Genomic DNA, 21,037 nt, shown 5'->3' with positions numbered 1-21,037 from the left:
CAAGACTCGGTTAGCCGTGCTTGATGCGGCTCCAAGAAGAGGCGCGGGCTTTTTACGGAGAGTTGCTGGGAATGCGGGAAATTCCGAAGCCCGGGCCGCTTCGCGCGCGCGGCGGCGTATGGTTCGCCTGCGGCCCTCATGAGGTGCATATCGGTGTGCAGACCGACTTCGCTCCTGCGTCGAAAGCGCATCCGGCTTTTCAGGTCAAGAATCTCGTAAAGCTTAAGCAAGCGTTAGCAGAGAAGGGAATCCTCATCCGGGAGGACGTGCCGCTGGAAGACATGCTTCGCTTTCACTGCCTGGACCCGTTCGGCAACCGGCTTGAGTTCGTCCAACGGCTGACATAAAATGCGGCCCAGGCCGGCTGTTCCCGGAAATAAAACCTTGCGCAGAAAAAAGCCCGGCGGAACCTGGAAGGTCCTGTCCGGGCCGGGCTAAAGCGCCTTACATCATATATTTGCTGCTATGGGTCGTGCCATGCTGGGAAGGCGACTGCGTTTTACTACGATACGAGCCGGATGCGGAAGCTTGACCCGACGTTGACGCTTCGGCTCCCGAGGAGACGCTGCCGAAGCTCGAGCTGCTGCCGGCAGAGCGGACGGAAGACGACGGGGCATAGCTTGTATTGTGCGAGGACGTGGTCCCGGCGTAAGTCTCATGCCCGCTGCTGTATTTGTTATTGTTGTAATCTTGGACTGATCTGGCCGAGAAATAGTCTTGGTTGTCCGTCCCGGTGACGGAGGATTTCACACCATATTCGTTGTTGTGCGCCCCGGCAGAGGAGGAAAGCGAGCTCCCGAAGCTGGAACCGACCGCTTGACTGAGGCCCGGATTATAGGCGCTTGCTCCGCTCGTTTGACCCGCCCCCGTGCCGGTTAAACTCGAACCGGCCGTTGTGCCGATGCTTGAACCGTAAGAGCTCGAACCGGTCGTCGTATGACTGAGGCCGGAGCCGGTCGTCTGGCCGTAAGTGCCGCTCGGAATCGCAGTAAAGCTGCTGCCGCCGTAAGGCGATGCGGTTGAGGAAGTCGCAGTCGCGCTGCCGGACGGATAGCCCGTCTGATGCACCGGCGCTTGGTAGAGCGGCTGGGCTTGCGGGTAAGCCTGCGGCTGCTGATGGGCGCTTTGTGCATACAGGTTTCCGCCTGCATAAGCGGCCTGCACTGCCTGATGAACGACCGAATGGAGCTGCTCGGTCTTGCGAAGCTGCTGCTGGAGCTCCTGCTGCACTTCTTGCTGCGAAGCCATGCTGATGGAGCCGTATCCGCCCGATTGAGACAACACGCTGTACAGCTCGGCCTGATCCTGCAGCGTCTTTTGCGTCAACGATACAAAGGTTTGGCGAACCGCCGGATGCGTCGCCTCCAATGCGGCGGTCGTATACTCGCGGGCCGTGCGCTTAAGCTCGGACAAGACGAGGTTCGCGACATCCTGCTCGTTCAAGTGAAAGTGAAGCGGCTGGGTCTGTGCCGGCTGGAGACCGGAGAAGTTTTGCTGATACATGTTTACCGCACCTCCTTATGGTTGCCCTAGTGGGTGGTTTGCGTTTGCTGCTGCAGCGTACGGAGCAGTTGGTCCGTATTTTGCAGACGGTCCTGCGCGATCTGCGCCAGCTTCTGCTTCAGCTGCGGATTCTGGCTTTCGGCTACGCCTTGAGCTGCAATTTTGGCGAGAAGTTCCTCGTTTTTGAGGCAGTCCGTAATATAGGAAAGCTCCTTCGTGCTAACCGTTCCTTGCTGTTGGCCTGTAATCATCCCAATCCTCCTCCTTCCTTGTTGGCCTTAGATTTCCCGAATGGTGGGAAAATATGTATGACGGTCCAAATTTATTTTTCAGTCATCTGCTAAAACAAAAAGGACGCCATGCCGGGACCCAGTCCCGACAGACGTCCTATTGCTTTATTTCTGCCCCTTCGGCGCTTCTTGCTTCGGCGCCTCTCCTTGGGGAGTCTCCGGCTTGGCCGGCTCCTTCTTGCTCAAATCGGCCAGCTCCTGAATGCTCGCGGACGGAATGGCGAAGGCCCATTCTCCGCCCTGCTTCGCGATCCAGACGTTATCGCCCTCGACGGCTCCGACGTAGACGGAGGAACTTTCCTTGCCTCCGGCGGACGCATCGGCTTCCTTAATCTCCATGCGCAGCTGCGGCTTATCCAGCCCCTTGATCTCAGCGGTCCGCTTAGCTGGCTGCTCCGAAGTCAGGAACGCCGTTTTATCCAAAAACTGGCTCGCATCCGCGCCCTTGAACTCCTTGTCGCCGAGCTTCCACACCGCCTCGTACGACTTCTTGTCTGGCTCGGTCTTGGTGATCGTCCAGGCCTGGCCTTTCCAATCGACCGTCAGTGAGCGGACTTGCTCGTAGTTCAGCTTAACCGGACTCTTTTCCATAAAATCGGTCTGCTGCTTCGCCAGCGCATTCACCGTAGATTCGCTAAGCTGGAACACTTCCGGCGAAGAATTAAACTTCGCATAATAAAATCCTTGAACGGCGGTCTTGTCGCCTACGGACAGTGTATTCGCCGTACCGCCGGTGAGGTTCACCGTAAACTCCTGCTTCGGCTTGTCGAGCCCGAATTGAGCCAGATCGGTCGGGTTGGCATCGACAGTTTTTTCTTTCTTGGCCCCGTTGAACGAATCGACCCAAGCTCCGGGAGCGTTGTCGTTCAGCGGAAGCGGAGACGGCTTGGTCATCGCCCATTTGCCGTCCTTTTGCTGCATTTCGATGATGGTTTCGCCGTTTTTGATCGTATAGCTCGCCACATCTTCTTTTTTCACCGTGACAAGCGCCGGCGCTTCCGGCTTCTTCTCCTTGAAGAAGTCCTGACTGGACGCGTACCAGAAGCCTCCGATGCAGACAAGAACCAGAACGAGCGTCGGGATTAACCGCTTCATCCTTTTCTCCTCCTCCACCAAACCACGCCGCCCGCGATCAGGAAGAGGAATGGGAAGACCAGCACCGTGCCGTAGAAAATCATATTCCCCTGCCCTGCGGTCAGCATCGCCGTCTGGATGGCGTCGCCTTCACGCGGACGAATCGTCACTTGATTTTGCTGCTCCTGCAGCCAACCGACCGTATTCAGTGCAAAGTCACGGTTGCCCTGCTGCGCGATGACGCGATCGTCGAACAACGTCGATCCGCCGAGCACGACGGCCTTCGGCTTCTTGTCTTTATCTTCGACAACGTAGCCAAGGTTGAGCGGCCCCTTCACGTCATTCGCGTCCTTGACGCTGCGACTGCTGTTGGCGAGTGTCTTCAGATCGGTTTCGCCGTAGGCTTGTTCGGTCGTCTTAAGAATCGACGTTACCGGGAAGTCCGCTACAGGCTGATCCGCATTCAGCGAGACGGCCAGAGTCATCATCGTCAGCAGGTTGTACTGCTGCAGCTTGCTCGTAATGTTATGGTTACCGTATTCCGGAATGATCGTGAGCGGATCGTACAGCATGCTCTGCTTCGGCTCGATCGCCACGGCGTGCTGGTCTTTAATACCGTATGTCGCCATGATCGCATCGATATTTTTCCAGTTGGTTGCCATATCTTTATTGAAGCCCAGCGCCAGATACAGCTTGCCCTTGCCGTTCAAATACGTCTTGATCAGCTCGGCTTCCTTGTCGCTGACATCGCTCTCCGGTCCGATGATGAACAGCATGCTGGCGTCATCCGGGATTTTGCCCTCGCGCAGCAGGTTGAGATCCTTCACCTCGTAGTTCTCGCCTTCGAGGCCGCTCTTCCACATGTTCATTGAGCTAAGCGGAATTTCGTTATGCCCGGAGAGGAAGTAAACCTTGCTCTTCTCCTTGCTGTTCAGATTGACCAGCGCCTGCGTCAGCTTCTCCTCGCCGCTGAACTTGTATTGACCCTGCTGTTGGCCGGGCAGGAACATGTCGTAATAATAGATCGTTTTCTTCTGCGTGCCGCTCTCGACTACGAGCGTTCCCGAAGGATCGGTCTCGTACTGCTTGGCGATGGCCGGCTGTTTGATGATATCGTATTCGTCAAACGTAATTTTTCCGTTTCGTTTCTTGTACTCCTGTACCAGATCGATGACCTGGCGCTTGATGTACGGATCGGTTTGATCGCTTGTCAGCGATATGATGTGCACGTCTTTATCCAGCGCCTGAAGTGTCTGGGTCGTCTGATCGGACAGCGTAAATTTTTTATTTTGCGTAAGGTCGACCTGCAGGCCCTTGACCGAACTCAGAAAAATGGTCAGCACGATGAAAATGCCGATGACCGCCAGTGACAGCACGGTCGCGTTCGTGCCGCGAATCCACTTGTTCACTTTGCCTTTCCCCCTTCTGCTTGGACTTCTTCCGCAGGTACGCGGAATCTCGAGCTTGCGCTTATCTCCACCGTTTTCTTTCGAGCACTTGAATGCTGAGCACGACGAACACCGCAATGAACGTCACATAGAAAAGGACGTCGGCGAAATCAAGCACGCCTTTCTGAAAATTCGCGGCCCGGCCGACAATCGAGAAGGTGCCGAGGTAGTCCTTGACTTTGCCGCCGATGGTGTCGCCCAGCCATTCGATCGTCCAGAACAAGAGCAGCAGCGCAAAGCCCGCGATCCCCGAAACCATCTGGTGTGCGGATAGCGAAGAAGCAAACAGGCCGACAGCCATCATCGCCGCTCCAAGCAGGAACATCGCGAGGTAAGACATCCACAGCACGGGATGATCCAAGGTGCCGTAAGCACTCAAAATCAGCGGATAGATCAAGCTTCCTACGACCAGCAGCAGTTGGACGACGAGCGCCGCCAAATATTTGCCGATCACGATCTCCGAGATGCTTGCAGGCGACGTCAACAGCAGTTCGTCCGTACCCATCCGCAGCTCGTCAGAGACGAGCCGCATGGTCAGCAGCGGAACGATGAACAGGAAAATGAACGTAATCGTGCCAAAAATCGGCCGCACGTCGACAACATAGGGCGGGTACAGGAAATTCGCGCTGAAGAAGTACCCGGCAATGACGAAAAAGAACGCAAACGCCGCATAAGCGATCGGTGAGTAAAAATACATTTGCAGCTCTTTCTTGGCTAAAGCCAGCGTTCTACGCATGAGGAACCGCCTCCTCTTCTTCCGGTGTCGGGCTGGCGTCCGCGGCCGCCGAATCCAGCGCCTCGTTCGTCGTCAGCTTCAGGAAGATGTCCTCCAGGCTGAGGCTTTCCTTCTTCATCGACACAATCGGATAGCGCTTATCGGCCATCCGGTAAAACAACGTTTCACGAATGTCCGTCTTATCCGTCGAGGCGACAACGACTTTCACGGTTTCGCCTTCGGCAGAGACGGCTACAGCCGGCTCCGCAGCTTCGGCATCGGCCGACGCGGTCGGCTCGGCCGCAAGAGCGGATGCTGCCGTCGGTTCGCCCGCAAGCTCCCGCACGCTGCCGACCCCGGGCGTGCCGCGAAGCTCCGCCAGCACCGCTTCACGCGGGCCTTTCACTTCAAGCGAGACCTCGAACGTCTCGCCCATCGTGTTCGCCAGCTGATCGGGCTGGCCGTCCAGCACGATGCTGCCCTGGTTAATGATCAACACCCGGTTGCACAGCGTGTTGATCTCCGGCAAAATGTGCGTGCTCAGCAGCACGGTATGATTCTCGCCCAGCTCACGAATGAGCTGGCGAATCTCGATAATCTGCTTCGGGTCGAGGCCGGAGGTCGGCTCGTCGAGCACGAGCAGATCCGGGTTATGCAGGATCGCCTGGGCAAGGCCGATCCGCTGCTTGTAGCCCTTGGACAGGCTGCGGATAATTTGCCGCTCGCGCCCTTCCAGACCAAGCCGCTCAATCACCCCGCCGATGCGCTGCTTCTGCTCCCTCACCGGAATGCCGCGCAGATCCGCAATAAACTGCAAGTACGCCCTAACGCTCATTTCGGGGTATAGCGGCGGTGTCTCGGGCAAATACCCGATCTTCTGCCGCGCCTTCTTCGGGTGGTCCGCCATGGACAAGCCGTCAATCGTGATCGTGCCGTGCGTCGGATTCAAGTAGCCCGTGATCATCCGCATCGTCGTCGTTTTCCCGGCGCCGTTCGGCCCGAGGAAACCGACGATTTCTCCGCGGCTCATCGAGAAATCGATGTGCCGGACCCCTCTTTGGTTCTCGTATAATTTACTGACTTGTTTCACCTCAAGCACGTCATACCCTCCCATCTGACAAATGGTTTCCTTACTATCATCCATTTCCATCTTGCGTGCCGCTTAACCTACCAACAGACCAACAACAATATACAAACGAAACAATAATGAGAGCTTAATCGAAGCTGAAAATTGGATTAAAAATTTGTGTCTAAATTGTGAACTAACTTTTCTCGCTCCTACACTTAAACGAAAAGCCCCGCTGCGATCCCGGAATGTTTGGACTTCCGAGATTACGGCGAGGCTTATTTTGCAATGATGCTATGTCCAATCCATAAAGAAAAGCTTACTTCACGAGCTGCCCGCGGGTCACGCCAAGCTGATTGGTCGCTTTCAGTGTCTTCCATACCTGCGTGCCGCCGATCTCCCCGCGCAAGGCGCGGTCATAGAGGCCAAGCACCTCGCGCACCTTCTCCGCCGTCTCCTCCAGGAACTCCACGCGGTAGGAGGATACGCCAAGCTCCATAAAGTTGGCGAGATACTCCGCGCCCGATTGATCGATGGCGTTGTACACCGTGTTGCGGCAGCCTTCGTCGACCCGCACCGGGTGCGAGAAGCCAACGCGGTCGCGCAGCGATGCCCGCTGCTCCTCGCACGGTCGGCCGCAGTTCGTGTAGTTCGTACCCGGACTCATGAATGTGCAGTAGACGCAGTGCTCGGTGTGGAACATCGGCAGATGCTGATGAATAACGATCTCCAGCTTCGACGTATCGGTCCGGCGCAGCAGATCGATCATTTGCTGAATGTTCAGGTCGTAGGACGGCGTCACGCGCTGAAGTCCCGCTTCCACGAACAAAGCCGCCGCCTTGTGGTTGGCGATATTCAGCGAGAAATCGCCGATCAGCTCGGGGCGCGCTTCTGCCGGATGCTCCGCGAAGTACCGCATGAACCAGTAAACGGCGCCCGTATTGCGCACAAGCACGGCATCGGGGCCGAGGTTCAAGATGTTTTTGAAATAACCGGTTTCGCCGGGCATGTGAATGCGCGGCGTCGCCAGCGCGATGCGCTTCCCTGCGGCGCGGGCAGCTTCCACGGCGGCCGGAAACTGCTTGATGAACTCGAAATCGGCATAGACGAGGTCGACGTTCAGCTTACAGGCCTCCTGTACCTGCTCGAGGCTCCGGCACAGCGCGGTCAGCGACGGCCGTGCGTTCGAAGCGGCCACGGGGGCCGCAGGCGCGTCACCGTAGACGTCCGCGCGCCGCTTGATGTAAGCGCGCGGGCGTTCCCGCTCCGCAACTAGCAGCTCCGCCGCCTCACGGCGCATCTGATTCAGCTCACGCATCGGCACGATCAAGTCGCCGCTCAAATGCACGTCGACGGCTTCCAGCGCAAAAACCGTTCCGCCGAGCCGCCCGAACTGCTCCTCGAACAGCGCCGCATCCATCGGCCGCTTCTCCGCGGGCACCAGCGGCAGCTCCGATTCGACCGTCACGGTATGCCCGGCCGTCACGTCGGTCCAGACGCTCTTCAGCGGTTGACCGGCCGCTCCCGTCACCTTAACCTTTACCGGAAAGACGCGGTACGGCTTGTCCGTCTCGAACGTCTGGCGCAGCCGCTTGTCCAGATGCGGATCGTTCGTCTTCCAGATCCGGTCGCCGACATGCACCCGGCTCAGATCGACGTCGCTGCGCCCGGGCACGATCTCGATCAGCCCGCCCGGCGCTTCGCCTTCCAGCTTCACGCCTTTGCGGCGCAGATCATAGACGCGGCCCCCTTCTTCCTTCTTCGTCGGGTCGCCCGCGTCGAAGCAAATGCCGTCGCCGCGCTTCAGCGGCGCCTCAAGCTCGCACAGCACGCCGTCGCGCAGCACCTGCTTCACGCGCCCCACGTACACGCCGCGGCTCTTGGGATACGTGCCTTCCACAAGCTGCTTGTTGTTCGTGCCCTTCAAAAATCCGTGCGTGAACCCGCGCGAAAAGCTCTGCTCCAGCTCCCGCAGCTCTTCCTTCGTCGGCTGCGGATTGTCGCCGTCAAAATAACGGTCGATCGCGCGCCGGTACTTCGCCACGACATTCGCCACGTATTCCGGACTCTTCAGCCGGCCTTCGATCTTGAAGGAGGTGACGCCCGCTTCGATCAGCTCCGGAACAAGCTCCAGCGCCGCCAAATCTTTGGGCGACAGCAGGTAGGCTACATCGCCCATCGGCTTCTGCTCCCCGTCAACCATCAGATCGTACGGCAGCCGGCACGCCTGCGCGCACTCGCCACGGTTCGCCGAGCGTCCTCCCCACATCTCCGAGGTCAGACACTGTCCGGAATACGAAACGCACAGCGCCCCGTGCACGAACACCTCCATCGGCAGCTTCGCCTGATCGCCGATTTGCTTGATTTGCTTCAGATTGTTCTCCCGTCCGAGCACGACCCGCTCCATATCGAACGGCTTCGTGAACTCGACGGCTTCGGGCGACGTAATCGTCATCTGTGTCGAACCGTGAATCGGGAAATCCGGCGAAAGCTCGCGGATCATTTTCACCAGACCCAGGTCCTGCACGATCACCGCGTCGACGCCAGCATCGATACAGGACTCGATCAAGGATTTCGCATCCTCCAGCTCTTCTTCAAACACTAAAATATTAAACGTCAAAAAGCCCTTCACCCCATAGCGGTGCAGGAACGACATAATATCCGGCAGCTCGTCCGTATGAAAATTGTTGGCCCGGGCCCGCGCATTGAATTTTTCGACTCCGAAAAAGACCGCGTCCGCCCCGTTCGCCACGGCGGCCCGCAAGCAATCCCAATCACCCGCAGGCGCCAGCAGCTCGATATCTGATTTGCGAAGTTCACGCATGTTGAATTCATTCCTCCGAAAAAAACGCTTTTCCTACTAGTGTACCAGAAACGGGGGCGACAAACCATGGCAAGCCCTTGCCAACGCGCACTTAACATCAAAAACTGGAAACGACGAATAAAGAGGAAATTTGTCGGATTATGACGAATATTGAAGGTACTTTACTTAGTTCGAAACGATCCGATTCGGAGGACGCGATGTTCAAAGATTTCATAACGAATGCGTCGCTGCTGGTGACCTCATTTTTTATCATCGGCCAACTGTTCAAGGACTACCGGCTGAGGCCGTCTTCTTCATGGAAAATGAGGGCGGCGGCAGGGGTTTGCTTCGGCCTGCAAGGTATTCTGCTTATGATTTACAGCGTGCGCTTGAATGAGTCCGTCATCGTCGACCTTCGTCATATCCCAATCGTAGTCGCCGCAATGCAGGGCGGGCCGGTATCCGCCGTCTTCAGCGCCGCAGTCATCATGTCCGGACGAATCGGCTTGTTCGGTCCTTCCTATACTTCCGTCCTCCCCTCGATCCTCATTATGCTGATCGGCATCACCTGCGGAGCACTGGCAGGGAACAAGGGCATATCCATGCGGCGGTTTTTGCTGCTGAATACCGTCGCGATGATTTATGTGTCCGTTGCCGTAGCTATGCAGTTTGGCCTGAACGGCCTGCAAGGCCAAGTCGCAAGCGTTCTCGCTTATCATTGGGTCATATCCACCACCGTCGGGCTGCTGTCCACATATACGTTTCTTTCCATCGTCCGGGCCCATGAATCGACCAAGAAATTGCAGCAAAGCGAAGCGCGCTACAAGCGGCTCATTACGGCTTCGCCGGACGCCACCCTTGTGCTGAGCCAGGATCTGATTGTCTTTATCAACGAAAAAGGGGTCCGGCTGCTGCGGGCGGCCGCAAGAAAAGAACTGCTCGGCCAGCCGATCTACGACTTCTTTCATCCGGACAACCGCAATACGTCCTGGACGCGCTGCCAGGACATTCGTTCGGGCAAAACGCAGCCCGAGCTGATCGAGCAAAAGCTCGTATGCCTGGACGACACCGAAATCATCGTGGAGCTGTCCGTGTCGCCTACGGTATATAAAGGTAACGCCGCCCTGCTCGTCACGCTAAGAGACATCACGGGCCGCAAAACGACCGAACGCCAGCTGCAGGAAGCGCTGAGCCTCCTGCAAAAGCTGTCGGACCTCGACGGTCTGACGGGCATCGCCAACCGCCGAAAGCTGGATGAGCATTTGGTCAAAGCCTGGTCGGGCTGCGCGGCGAACCGATCTCCGCTATCCGTCATTATGTTCGATGTGGATCATTTTAAGGCCTATAACGATTCGCACGGGCATTTGGGTGGGGATGAGGTGCTGCGCACAATCGCCTTGACGGCCAACGCCGTACTGCTGCAAAAATCTCATTTCATCGCGCGGTATGGGGGCGAGGAATTTGCCTGTATTTTAACGGAGGTCGGGGCGGAGGAAGCTTACGAATGGGCGGAGGCGATCCGGATGGCCGTAGAACGGCTCGCTTTGCCGTTCAAACCGTCGGACGCAAACGAACATGTTACAGTTAGCCTGGGGCTTGCTTCTCTCGTGCCCGACGCATCTGCTCCCCCCGAGCAATTGATCGATCTGGCGGATAAGGCGCTGTATCAAGCCAAGGCCGAAGGCCGCAACCGGACGGTATGCTATGGCAGTACCGACGAGGCAGCCGGTTAACAAAAAAACAGGGCGTTTGCCCTGTAAGTGCGTCACCGCTTGGAAGCCGCCCGGAAGGCCTCGGCAAAGCGCGCCGCTCCGACAGCGATGTCCTTCTTGGAAGGACGCGCGAACGTTAACCGCACATGGCCGCTGTCCGGCCCGAATACGCTTCCCGGCACGAACAGCACGCCGCGTTTGATTCCCTCGTCAAGCAGCCTCGCCGCGGAAACTCCCCCTGCCAACTTTCCCCACAAGTAAAGTCCGCCGTCCGGCCGCTCAAATGTCATTTCCCCTTGCAAATGCGCATTCAGCTCTTTCATCAGCAGCTCGCTCTTCAGCTTCAGCGCGCGCCGGACCCGAAGCAGGTGCCTGTGAAAAAAGTCGGAAGCCAAAAATCGCGCAGACAGCCATTCCGGCAGAACGCTCGGTCCCATATCCATCTGCTGTCTTGCTGCCGACAGCTGACGAATCACGGCCTCGGGGCCGACCAGCCACCCGGTTCTCAGACCTGGCGCCGCGATTTTGGACAGCGAGCCGACATACAGCACGACGCCTCTCGTATCCATCGCTTTCAGCGGCACCGGGGGCTCGTCCCGAAATGCGGCTAAGCCGTACGGGTCGTCTTCGACAATCGGGACGCCTAAATCCGCTGCGACTTCAAGCAGCCGTTTTCGGCGTTCCGGGCAAAGGGTGCGGCCCGTCGGATTTTGGAACGCGGGATTCAAAATGAGCATGCGCAGCTTGTCCTTGCGGATGAGCCCCGCCAGCTCTTCGGGCCGTATTCCCGCCTCATCCGCAGGCAGTGCGACCGTCCGCAGCCCAGCGCTCGGCAAGACATGGGACGAATAATGATACGACGGAACCTCGATGCCCACCGCATCCCCCGGGCGCAGCAGACAGCGCGCAATCAGATACAGCGCCTGCTGAATGCCGGACGTGACGAAGATGGACGAAGCGGTCGCATCCACCTGACGGTAGGCTCGCAAGTAGACGGTCAGCGCTTCACGAAGCGGGTACAACCCTTGCGGGTCCGTATACCCCAGCGGCTCCGTGAGCGGCTGCTCCCGCATCAGCTGGCGGAACGCCTCCATCGGGATCAGGTCCTCCGACAGCTCGCTGCCGGCCATATCGACGACCTCTGCACCTTTCCGGGCTTCCTCCCGGACTTTGCGAAGCAGGGGAGAGCCCGGCGGGGAGCTTTGCTCGGTATAGGCCCGCCAATCGACGGCCGGCTTGGGCGATTCCTCCCATTTTCGCAAGCTGACCCGGGTCCCGCTCCCTTTCCTGCGGTCGATCAATCCCCGGGAGCGCAGCTCTTCATAGGCTTGAATAACCGTGCTGCGGTTAAGCTGCCACTGTCCGGCCAGCTTGCGCTCCGGCGGCAAAATCGAACCCGGCGGCAGCTCCCCCAGAACGATGCGCCGCTCGAAATAATCGGCGATTTGTCGATACATGGGCACGGTGCCCAGGCGGTCCGGTTTCCACATAGTCGGTCCCTTTCTTCTGCAGCGGTCTGAATTACATATAATACATGTATATTGCGAAAACGAGATAACCGCCGAATAGCACGACGGCATAAATCCATGTCAGCCGCAGCAGATTTTTTCCCGTCCTCTGGTCGTAGGTGGGGTTGCCTTCTTTATTTTTGGCCGATACACCCACCACAATGGTAGCGATCAGCGCAAACAGGACGATAACGAAAATAAGCAGATACAGCATCCATTCGTTCATAAGAGCTTCCGTCCTTTCTTCTATAATAAAGGATAATCTTCTCGAAAAGTATGCGTCCTCCCCTTACTTTACAGGAGAACGAATACGGCGTAACCCACCAATCGGCCGTTTTTCCACCCATCCAATTTTTCATTCCCGCGGCTATTGGATGGGTCGGTTTAGAGGGGCGTGCAGGCCCCCGCCGGACCGCGCAAAAGTTAACAAAGCCCGCCATCCGTGCTATAATGGCAAGGTAATCTAGCCTAACGAGCAATGAGGAGATTTTTTTGATTCGATTACGACCTTATCGCAAGGCGGCGGCGATTGCGATTGTTGCAATTGCAGCCGTCGTTCTCGTCTACCTGCTGACAGCAAACAAAGAGCTGAAGGTGCGCCTGCTGTACGCCACCGCAAGCGGCGCTTCCGATCCGACCGCCTACGCGCAGCTGCGGCAATCGCCGGTCGTCGGTCTGGAGCTGGAACGGCAGGAGCTGAGCCGTCTGAGCGCCCGCGAGCTCCGGTCTTACGATTCGATTTATTTGGACCCGTCGCTGCACGGGAGCATGACAGATTCCGAGCGGAAGCTGCTTCAAGCTTACGTCCGGGAAGGCGGGCATTTATTTCTTGAGAACCCGTTTGCGGACGATTTTGACCCCGGCTTTCTCGGAGCGGGGCAAGTCGTCGACGTCCCTGCGCCGGCCCGCAGCGCACTTGGAGCCGGAGGCGAAAGTCCGTCCCTCTGGTCTTACCCGGATGTCGATACCAACCTGCAGAGCGTCCAGCAACTGCTTCGGTCTTTCGCAGACAGCTTCTTCCGTCACGATACCGAAGGAAGCTTGAGCCGGTTCTCCTGGGGCAAAGGGCTCGTCCCTTCCACGGCGCAGACGCTCGCTTCCATGAACGGCATCTCGCTTTATACGTTGAACCGGTACGGGGAAGGCACGGTGTTTTTTAGCGGCACGCTGCTGCCGAACCGGTATTTTGTAACGGGCTACGATCTAAACAGCGGCATGGACCCGAAGCTCGGCTTCGAAAAGCTGGCGGTCGAGACGAACGCGGCCAAGAAACCGACTCCGGACGCGCTGTATTTCGACCGCAGCCAGCTGCCGCTGGCGCCGTACTTCCATTTTACGTTCGCAGCCGGGAACGCCCTGCTGCGCAGCGAATACGCCGCGTTCGTCTCCAAGACGAAGCTCGGCTACAGCGTCAAAAAGTCGTACGGGCCTTACGGCCGGCCGGCGATGGCGTACCAGAACCATTTCGAAGCGCTGGAAGCGATCCGCGACGGTGAAGGCATCCAGTGGGCGGAGCTGCTCAAAAAGTACAAGCAGATCCCGTCGTTCTCGCTGGTCCGCTCGTCGTTCACGTGGGGGCGTTGGCAGGAATCGGTCGTCGTCCACTTGAACACCGGAACGAACGACAAGCCCGCCTTCGCCGGCGAGACGCCGAATTCGTTCTATTCGAGCGGCACGCGCTTGTCCGCCGACGGAGAGGCGATCCGGCTGGCCAATTATCCGGATTACCGCTCGCTCGGCGATCCGATCACGCTGCCCTACCGCGCGTACCCCGCGCTGGCCGACCTTACCGGCGACGGCCGGCCCGACCTGATCGTCGGGTCGGCCGACGGCGGATTGTACGTTTACCGGAACGCCGGTGAAACGGAGGGAGCCTACGCCGGGCAGCAGCTCCCGGCGGGACTGAAAGCGCCGGCGGCGTTCGCGCGGCGCGAGCCTTTGCGGCTCCCAAGCGGGGAGCCGCTGAAGGCCGGATCGTACGCCAGCGTGGCGGCGGTTGATCTGAACGGCGACGGCCGGCCGGATCTGCTGATCGGCCAGCCGGACGGTACGCTCGCGGTCGCCTATGGCGAAGCCGGCGGCGCGTTCAAGGCGCCCGTCCCGCTGCTGGCGGACGGGAAGCCGATCCGCGGCGCGGCGCCGATCGCGCCGGCCGTGGGCGACGTCACCGGAGACGGCATCCCCGATCTCGTGATCGGGGATGCCGACGGGCAGGTGACGCTGTACCGCGGCACGCGCGGGGCAAACGGCGCGGTCGCCTGGCATGCGGGCGAAGCGCTGTTCAAGCTGGCCGCGCGGTTTGCGGCACCGTCCGTCCGCGACATGAACGGGGACGGCAAAGCCGACCTCGTCGTCGGCACGGGGGAAGGCGACCTGCGCGTTTACGTTCAGGAGGACTCGGGTACCGGGCGTACCGCTTGGGTGGACAAAGGCGTCATCGAAGCGGCGACCGTCAACCAGCTCGGCAACCATGCGCTCGTCGGCGGGCATAATGCCGTCCCGCTCTGGTACGACCTGAACGGGGACGGCAAGGACGATCTGATCGTCGGACAGCTTGAGTTCGGCATCCCGTCCACCATCGACGATCCGAAGTTCCCATATGCGGACCAGTTGAACGAATTTATCAGGTACACGAAGGACAACGGTCTGGAGCTGTACCCGCACATTTTTGTCCATAACTTTACGAGCGACGCGCAGGAGAAGCAGGAAATCGCGCTGCATCAGAAAGCGTTCGAGAAGCTCGGCATTCCGTGGAACATGCCCGGCACGAACCAGCATACGTGGCGGATCAACAATCCCGACCGCAGCCAGACGCTGCGCAACGAACGGGAGTCCGGCATCTGGTTCAACTTCGGCTTCAAGCCGTCGAATATCAAGGCCGATCCGCGCCTTGGGGTCGAGTACAACTGGGGCCTGCCATTTCTTATGACCGATGCGTCGGGCGAGCCCGACTTGACCAAGCCGATGATGCTGAATACCCCGGCGCCGGTGCTGCGCACGGACCCGTATTATTCGACCAAAGATATCTTCGAAGCTTACGCGGCGCTAGACCTGCCGATCGATTATTTCGAGCATATCGAGTACCATTTTCCAACCCGCGTGCCGGAGCTGCTGGAATTTGTCCGGTATTTGGATAAGCTCCGGGACGACAATAGCTACAACTTTATGACCGAGCCCCAAATGGCGCGCTCGTTCCTGAATGCAATGACGACCCGCGTCGAGCTGTACCGGCCGTGGCGCGAGGTCATCGCGGACCGCATCAAGAAAATGCTCGGCATGACCGTCGAGCCCGGCTTCCGCGTCAAGGCGATCACCGACGGTGTTCCTGCGCAGGCCGCCGAATACCGCGGCACGCTCGGCCTTGTCGTCGACCGTGGGCAATCTTACGCGGCCAAGCAGGCCGTTACCGATGCCGAGGTACGCGATACGCGTGGCGGCAAGCTGTACCTCGGCGTCCCGCAGACGGCCGCCATCCGGTTCGCCGAGCCCGATCGGACGAAGGCGCTCGGCAGCGAGCCGCATCTGATGCGCTCGAACGTGCCGTACGAGCTGCAAAAATCCGCGGACCGCTGGACGCTGAAGCTGAACGCGCCCGGGATGCAGCAGGTGCAAATTTACAGCGCCGAGCCGCTGACCATCGAAGGAGCGGGACTGACCGTCGACCGGGACGAAGCGAAAGCGACTTATACGGTCACGCATTACGGCGATCCGGTGACGCTAACCGTTGCCAAAGCGGCGCATTAGTTTACATTCACTTTTTACGCGGACGGTTGTTGTGGCGGGGCCCTTGGGTCCCGCAATCGCCGTCCCGCTTTTATGCCGGCGCTCGCTGCGAGCCCGGCGTATATCGCTTGATTTTAATTTATCCGAGGAGGCTTCCCCATGCAGGAATTGCTGGAACAGCTTGAGGCGCACATCAAAAGCCGTTACGAAATCGAAGACGATGACGACGATTTTTCCGTAGACGTACACTTGTTCGATTATGGATATATTGATTCGATCGGAGCGACGGCATTAATCGCGCATATCGAGAAGACGTACGGCATCCAAGTGACGAATCAGGATTTAATGCTGTACCCGCTCAACACCGTCCGCGAAATCGCAACGTTCATCCACAACAAGAAAGAGAGGTAAGCCCATGGAATGCGTCGTTTCTTTGGAGGGACTTGTCTCCAGTCAGCACGGGCAGCTCAAATACGCCGCGTCGTTTATTGACGAAACCATCCGCGATATCCGGCTTGAATCCGGGCACATTCATATTGTTCACGACTCCCCGAAAGGCAACGCCGCCATCGAAGAGCAGGTACGCAAGCTGATCGACCGCTTCTCTCAAGGGGATTTCGGTTTCAAGGAGAACATCCTGTTCGAGCATAAGGTCGATACTCCTTACGAAGGCGATATCATCGCCGATCTCGTCGAGCGCAAAATCATCAAAGTGCTGGAGCCGGGCCTCTTTATTTTCCGCGAGCCGTTCTCCAGTCTGATGCGTTTTCTCGACTACAGCTTCGTGACGAAAATCGCGAACCGTTTTGCAGGAATTACGGAGGAACAGTACCCGGCCGTCATTCATTGCGACACGCTGAACAAGACGAATCACTTTACCTCGTTTCCGGAGCACATTCACTTCCTGTCGCACCTGCGCGAGGACCTCGAAATCATCGAAGCGTTCTCCCAATCGATCCGCGACGCCGGGGGCTGGAAGCAAGAGCAGCCGCTCGATCTGAACGCCAACCTGGCGAAGCCGAAATTCACCATGAACCCTTCGACCTGCTACCACTGCTACGAAGGGCTGCAGAACGAAACGCTTGAAGGCGACGGCGTGACCGTAACGGCCATCTCCAAGTGCCACCGCTTCGAATCGCGCAATCATACGGACTTCGGACGCCTGCTCGATTTCAGCATGCGGGAGATTATCTTCGTCGGCAAGCCGGATTACGTGAAAGAGAACCGGCTGCAGGCCATCGAATATTTGAAGGAATTGGCCGTCGAATGGAACGTGGACAGCGTGTTGGAAATCGCGAACGATCCGTTCTTCACGAACGATTTCCAAGTCAAAGCGTCCTTCCAGCGGAATCAGGAAATGAAGTACGAGCTTCGGCTGACGATTCCGAACATCAACAAGTCGATCGCCTGCAGCTCCATCAATTTCCACAGCAACACGTTCGGCAATGCGTTCAATATTAAAATGGGCAAGCGCAATGCGGTTACCGGCTGCGTCGGGTTCGGCATCGAGCGCTGGGCGTTCGCCTTCTTCGCGCAATACGGCTTGGACGAAGCGAACTGGCCTGCAGCGTTCCGCGAGCAGTACCACGCCTGGCAGCAAAAATCGCTCTAGCACCGCAACCCGTGTTTCTGTGATTGATAACTAATGATCGCCTTCATTGGAAAGTGTGGGTTTTCCCGTTATGATCGCTTTTCTTCGCAAAAACAGCTTCGTGCTGCTGCTGTTGGCCGCTTTCGTGCTGTCGGACATCCTCATCTCTTGGTGGGACCCGATGGTAACGTCGCGGCGTTTTTATAAGAACGATTTTACGAAGACGCTCTTCCATCACGATTGGCAAAATCGGGGGCCGGCCTTCTACGGCAACTCCGCGGTGACGGGGGCGTATATCGAGACGGATTCGACCGCCAAGCTGGTGGAGCTCGGGCTTTCCTACGGGAAGCTGACCGATCTGAAAGCGATTTTGGAGCAGCAGCGTTTCCATGTAGAGGGACAGCTTGTCGTAGGCATCGACGTGCATACGATGATCGACAGCCTGGATACGGACCCGACCTACCAGTGGTTCAAGCCTTGGTACCAGCCTTACGTCTACGCGTACCGCGACTATTTCCGCGATACCGGGACGGAGCTTGCCTGCGGCTTGTATCAAGGGCTGCTGAAGCAGGATGCCGCCCGGTTCGAAGCATGCGCCCGCTTCCCGGAGACGCTAAAGCTGAGCGCGTCCGATCCGCTGGCTTACCAGCCGCGCTGGATCGACAAGGAGCTCTACTTCGGCCGAAAATCCGACGAGGATCTTCGCAAAAAATGGGACGAGTACGAGCAGCGGTTCGGCTGGATGACCAACCGCGATTTCAAGAACAATCTGGACGCGCTGGACTTCATCATCGCTTACAGCAAGCAGCAAGGCTTGCCGCTGCGCGTCGTCTGGATGCCTTGGAACCGCGGCTACAAGCTGCCGCGCTACATGCCCGCTTTGCAGGAAGAAGTCAATCGGCGCCTGCAGGCGGCCGGGGTTCCGACGCTGGATCTGCTGACGGCCTACGATCCTAAATATTTTCACGATCTCGTCCATCTGAGCCGTCAGGAAGGCGCTCCGGTGTTTACGAAGGAGGTGGACGCATGGCTCGCAAAATCGTCGAAGTGATCGTTTATCTCGCCATGCTCATCATGGTGCTGATCTATTTTACCGGCAAAGGATTGTTCATCTACGAAGGGTTCTGATCTTGTCTTGATCGGCGCGGGCCCCGATCGGTCCTTCCGTCCCGCTCCGGGCCGGTTTCCGACCCGCACGGCGGATGCATATGTTGGAGGAATCTTCGATGTGGTATTTAAATATGAACGCGGTTATGGCCATGACCGGCATGGTGCTCGTGCTTGCCCTGACCCGGCGGTGGGCGGATAACAAACGGCTGCTGCTGCTCGCGTTCAATCTATGCTTTTTGCTGCTGTTCAGTAAAAAGCTGCTCGCTTTTTACTTGGCCTACACGGCGTTGAACTATTTGGCCTTTCTATTTCTTAGTCACACGTCGCGCTTTCGCAAGGGCTGGTTCATTCTGCTGATCGCCGCCAATGTCGCCGCTGTCTGCTCGCTGCGGCTGTTCGGGATGGAAGTATTCACTCACCCGCTGTTCGACGTTGTGATTGTACTCGGCTTGATCTACAACGTGCTCAAGGTGATTGATGCCCTGTATTTTGCTTACTTCTTCGGCAAAGACGCCCGCGCGAAAGTTGTCGACTATTTCAACTATATTTTGTTCATCCCTACATTTACGTCCGGCCCGATTCTCAAATTTCGCGATTTCATGGCGGATACGAAGCAGCCGTATCGGGTGGATTCCGCACTGACGGAAAGTAGCATCAAACGGATCATTCTCGGTATGTTCAAGAAGATCGTGCTTGTCACCTGGATGACCGACGTGTTCAATGCCATGTCCGGGCAAGAGCTTTACACGCATCAATCGGTATTTTTGATGGTCTGGTTTTATGCTCTGATTTACTTCGATTTCTCGGGCTACTCCGATATTGCGATCGGATTCGGACGGCTGATGGGCTATAACATACCGGAAAACTTCAAGAAACCGTTCCAAGCGCCGACGCTGACGCAGTACTGGCGCAATTGGCACGCTACGCTCGGCGACTGGTTCCGCGATCATATCTTTATATTTTTCTCGCGCCAGACGCCGACCAAATGGACCGCTGCCGGCTTGTCCATCCTCATCATGGTGCTGATCGGGCTATGGCACGGCTTTAGCTGGCTCTATCTGCTGTGGGGCGTCTACCACGGCGTGGTGATCGCGCTGGAGAACCTGCTCGGGAAAACGACGGTCAACAAGAAAAAAGTATCCCGGACGTACTTCTACGCCCGCTGCGTGTTAACGCAGCTGATCGTTACCGCGGCTGTTATCGTCTACAGCGGCAAAAGCGAAACGGTACTCCACATTTACCGCGGTCTTTTGAATTGGCCGTTCTAAATATGATAAAAGCAGCGTCCCTTTGCGGGCGCTGCTTGTTTTTTCAGAGCGAAACTCGCGAATATACCTCAACTGGCATCGGATTGCTTCCCGGGCGTCTTCATCACTTCTTCATTAGCCGGGGCAGCTTGAACGGTGCATTGCAGCTGATTGCCGTTCGCCGTTATATACAATTCCCCCACATATTGAAACACATCGTCGCAGTCCTTCTTATGTACATGCACGCAGCCCGATTTCGTATTAATGTTGAGCGAGAGCTGATCGGGCAGCTCCACCAAGCATTGAAACTTTTTAAAGTTGTTTGGGAAACGCAGCCAGGTGCCTGATACCGTTTCAACAATTTGCGTATCTTTGCTCATCTTACGATCCGCCCTTTCCTTAAAAAGTTGCCCCTTCCCTCCCCCGGTCCGAAGAGAATTATTTCCATTGTAAACCAATCAAAAGGAAAAGAAACGGGAATGTTGTCGGGCGCTTTGTCGAAAGCTAAACTTTGCCTAGCGAACAAACATTCGCTGTGCCGTATATTTTAAGAAAATTGCCAGAAAATAAGGGTAACCCCCTGGAAGGAGAACGTGATTCCGAATGCTGACCACTCTTATCGCACTTGCGGCCGTCGTATGTGTGATCTCTGCCGCTGCGTCATTTATGCTGGCCCGAAGGCAACAAAATAAGGAATTTGACAAAAACACAGACCCAAACACAGTCAAGCATCCCGTCATGGCCAATCCGATGCTTATCGTTTATGTGCTTTTTCCGATCGTTCTGGTTGCCGGTGCAGTTATCTGGTCTTACTATTTTAAATAAGTCGGAGGTTACTTCCGTGGATAAAAAAAATTACTATGTTTCCGTTCAGTCAAAGACGATCATGCAGCATCAGGGCGATGCGGCTTACGAGTTGGAAATCGAGGCCACACCGGAGGAAGTCATCAAGCTTAAGGAATTATTCGAAGATGTGGAATACGCAGAAGAACTTACCTTCTCCAGAGCCCATTTTCCGGGTATTCCTTATCATCATGACAAGGAAAACGATACCTATGACATCTATTTGAAAAACGTCTATCAAACGCTGTACAGTCTGGGTACCGATGAAACGAAAAAACATATTCAAACGATGAACGTGTTAGACTGAGTCGTGAACTTTCTACGAAAACGACACCCCGATGCGTTATGTCCGAAAATCCTACTTTGAGCCGTGCGCAATTAGTGATATAATTTGGATGAGCGTT

The 21,037-nt window shown here is 57.0% G+C and carries 19 protein-coding genes; 9 read left to right on the top strand and 10 right to left on the bottom strand.

What is annotated here, in order from left to right:
* Window positions 1-23 precede the first annotated feature (23 nt).
* The gene (locus PEL01S_RS24235; protein WP_127462098.1) at window positions 24-347 is read left to right on the top strand and encodes a VOC family protein; all 324 of its coding nucleotides are present in this window, start codon (window positions 24-26) and stop codon (window positions 345-347) included.
* Window positions 348-444: 97 nt separating this feature from the next.
* Here PEL01S_RS24235 and PEL01S_RS24230 read toward each other — a convergent pair whose 3' ends face one another.
* The 7 genes from PEL01S_RS24230 to PEL01S_RS24200 all read right to left on the bottom strand — a co-directional run bounded on the left by PEL01S_RS24230 (window position 445) and on the right by PEL01S_RS24200 (window position 8,920).
* Window positions 445-1,503, bottom strand: a complete 1,059-nt coding sequence (locus tag PEL01S_RS24230; RefSeq protein ID WP_063188544.1) for a spore coat protein — start codon at window positions 1,501-1,503, stop codon at window positions 445-447.
* A 26-nt stretch (window positions 1,504-1,529) separates the two neighbouring features.
* Window positions 1,530-1,754 carry a spore coat protein gene (locus PEL01S_RS24225; protein WP_010496881.1) on the bottom strand — a complete coding sequence of 75 codons (225 nt, stop codon included), beginning with the start codon at window positions 1,752-1,754 and terminating at the stop codon, window positions 1,530-1,532.
* Window positions 1,755-1,898: 144 nt separating this feature from the next.
* Window positions 1,899-2,888 (bottom strand): DUF4340 domain-containing protein, encoded by a 990-nt coding sequence (locus PEL01S_RS24220; RefSeq protein ID WP_127462097.1) that lies wholly within the window; start codon window positions 2,886-2,888, stop codon window positions 1,899-1,901.
* Window positions 2,885-4,276 (bottom strand): GldG family protein, encoded by a 1,392-nt coding sequence (locus PEL01S_RS24215; protein WP_010496878.1) that lies wholly within the window; start codon window positions 4,274-4,276, stop codon window positions 2,885-2,887. The genes PEL01S_RS24220 and PEL01S_RS24215 overlap by 4 nt, the downstream gene beginning before the upstream one ends.
* 61 nt (window positions 4,277-4,337) lie before the next feature.
* A complete protein-coding gene (locus PEL01S_RS24210; protein WP_063183216.1) occupies window positions 4,338-5,051 on the bottom strand; it encodes an ABC transporter permease subunit in 714 nt (237 codons plus the stop codon).
* Entirely contained in the window at window positions 5,044-6,129 is a 1,086-nt protein-coding gene (locus PEL01S_RS24205; RefSeq protein WP_127462096.1) for an ABC transporter ATP-binding protein, read from the bottom strand. Before PEL01S_RS24205 ends, PEL01S_RS24210 begins: the two co-directional genes overlap by 8 nt.
* A 286-nt stretch (window positions 6,130-6,415) precedes the next feature.
* Window positions 6,416-8,920 (bottom strand): U32 family peptidase, encoded by a 2,505-nt coding sequence (locus PEL01S_RS24200; RefSeq protein ID WP_127462095.1) that lies wholly within the window; start codon window positions 8,918-8,920, stop codon window positions 6,416-6,418.
* Window positions 8,921-9,117: 197 nt separating this feature from the next.
* Here PEL01S_RS24200 and PEL01S_RS24195 point away from each other — a divergent pair, with 197 nt between their 5' ends.
* A complete protein-coding gene (locus tag PEL01S_RS24195; protein WP_163767751.1) occupies window positions 9,118-10,632 on the top strand; it encodes a sensor domain-containing diguanylate cyclase in 1,515 nt (504 codons plus the stop codon).
* Window positions 10,633-10,664: 32 nt separating this feature from the next.
* Here the strand turns inward: PEL01S_RS24195 and PEL01S_RS24190 are convergent, their stop codons facing one another.
* Window positions 10,665-12,101 carry an aminotransferase-like domain-containing protein gene (locus PEL01S_RS24190; protein WP_127462093.1) on the bottom strand — a complete coding sequence of 479 codons (1,437 nt, stop codon included), beginning with the start codon at window positions 12,099-12,101 and terminating at the stop codon, window positions 10,665-10,667.
* A 31-nt stretch (window positions 12,102-12,132) separates the two neighbouring features.
* Window positions 12,133-12,345 (bottom strand): hypothetical protein, encoded by a 213-nt coding sequence (locus PEL01S_RS24185; protein WP_010496865.1) that lies wholly within the window; start codon window positions 12,343-12,345, stop codon window positions 12,133-12,135.
* A 266-nt stretch (window positions 12,346-12,611) separates the two neighbouring features.
* Between PEL01S_RS24185 and PEL01S_RS24180 the strand changes: the two genes are divergently transcribed.
* The 5 genes from PEL01S_RS24180 (at window position 12,612) to PEL01S_RS24160 (ending at window position 19,811) form a co-directional block, all read left to right on the top strand.
* The gene (locus PEL01S_RS24180; protein WP_127462092.1) at window positions 12,612-15,863 is read left to right on the top strand and encodes an FG-GAP repeat domain-containing protein; all 3,252 of its coding nucleotides are present in this window, start codon (window positions 12,612-12,614) and stop codon (window positions 15,861-15,863) included.
* Window positions 15,864-16,001: 138 nt separating this feature from the next.
* Entirely contained in the window at window positions 16,002-16,253 is a 252-nt protein-coding gene (locus PEL01S_RS24175; protein WP_025847831.1) for an acyl carrier protein, read from the top strand.
* Between the two features lie 4 nt (window positions 16,254-16,257).
* Window positions 16,258-17,454 (top strand): class-II aminoacyl-tRNA synthetase family protein, encoded by a 1,197-nt coding sequence (locus tag PEL01S_RS24170; protein WP_127462091.1) that lies wholly within the window; start codon window positions 16,258-16,260, stop codon window positions 17,452-17,454.
* 70 nt (window positions 17,455-17,524) lie between these two features.
* Window positions 17,525-18,484: an SGNH/GDSL hydrolase family protein gene (locus PEL01S_RS24165; protein WP_127462090.1), complete on the top strand. Its 960-nt coding sequence runs from the start codon at window positions 17,525-17,527 to the stop codon at window positions 18,482-18,484.
* A 175-nt stretch (window positions 18,485-18,659) separates the two neighbouring features.
* Entirely contained in the window at window positions 18,660-19,811 is a 1,152-nt protein-coding gene (locus PEL01S_RS24160; RefSeq protein WP_127462089.1) for an MBOAT family O-acyltransferase, read from the top strand.
* Window positions 19,812-19,879: 68 nt separating this feature from the next.
* On the opposite strand, the gene PEL01S_RS24155 is transcribed toward PEL01S_RS24160, so the two are convergent.
* On the bottom strand, window positions 19,880-20,170 hold the full coding sequence (locus PEL01S_RS24155) for a hypothetical protein (RefSeq protein ID WP_063183227.1): 291 nt from the start codon (window positions 20,168-20,170) through the stop codon (window positions 19,880-19,882).
* 223 nt (window positions 20,171-20,393) lie between these two features.
* Here PEL01S_RS24155 and PEL01S_RS24150 point away from each other — a divergent pair, with 223 nt between their 5' ends.
* Window positions 20,394-20,615 carry a hypothetical protein gene (locus PEL01S_RS24150; RefSeq protein WP_063183229.1) on the top strand — a complete coding sequence of 74 codons (222 nt, stop codon included), beginning with the start codon at window positions 20,394-20,396 and terminating at the stop codon, window positions 20,613-20,615.
* A gap of 16 nt (window positions 20,616-20,631) precedes the next feature.
* Entirely contained in the window at window positions 20,632-20,940 is a 309-nt protein-coding gene (locus PEL01S_RS24145; protein WP_127462088.1) for a hypothetical protein, read from the top strand.
* The last annotated feature ends 97 nt before the right edge of the window (window positions 20,941-21,037 follow it).

Source organism: Paenibacillus elgii NBRC 100335, assembly GCF_004000865.1.
In the GTDB taxonomy this organism is placed as follows: Bacteria; Bacillota; Bacilli; order Paenibacillales; family NBRC-103111; genus Paenibacillus_G; species Paenibacillus_G elgii.
This window is presented reverse-complemented; position numbering and strand designations above follow the sequence as displayed.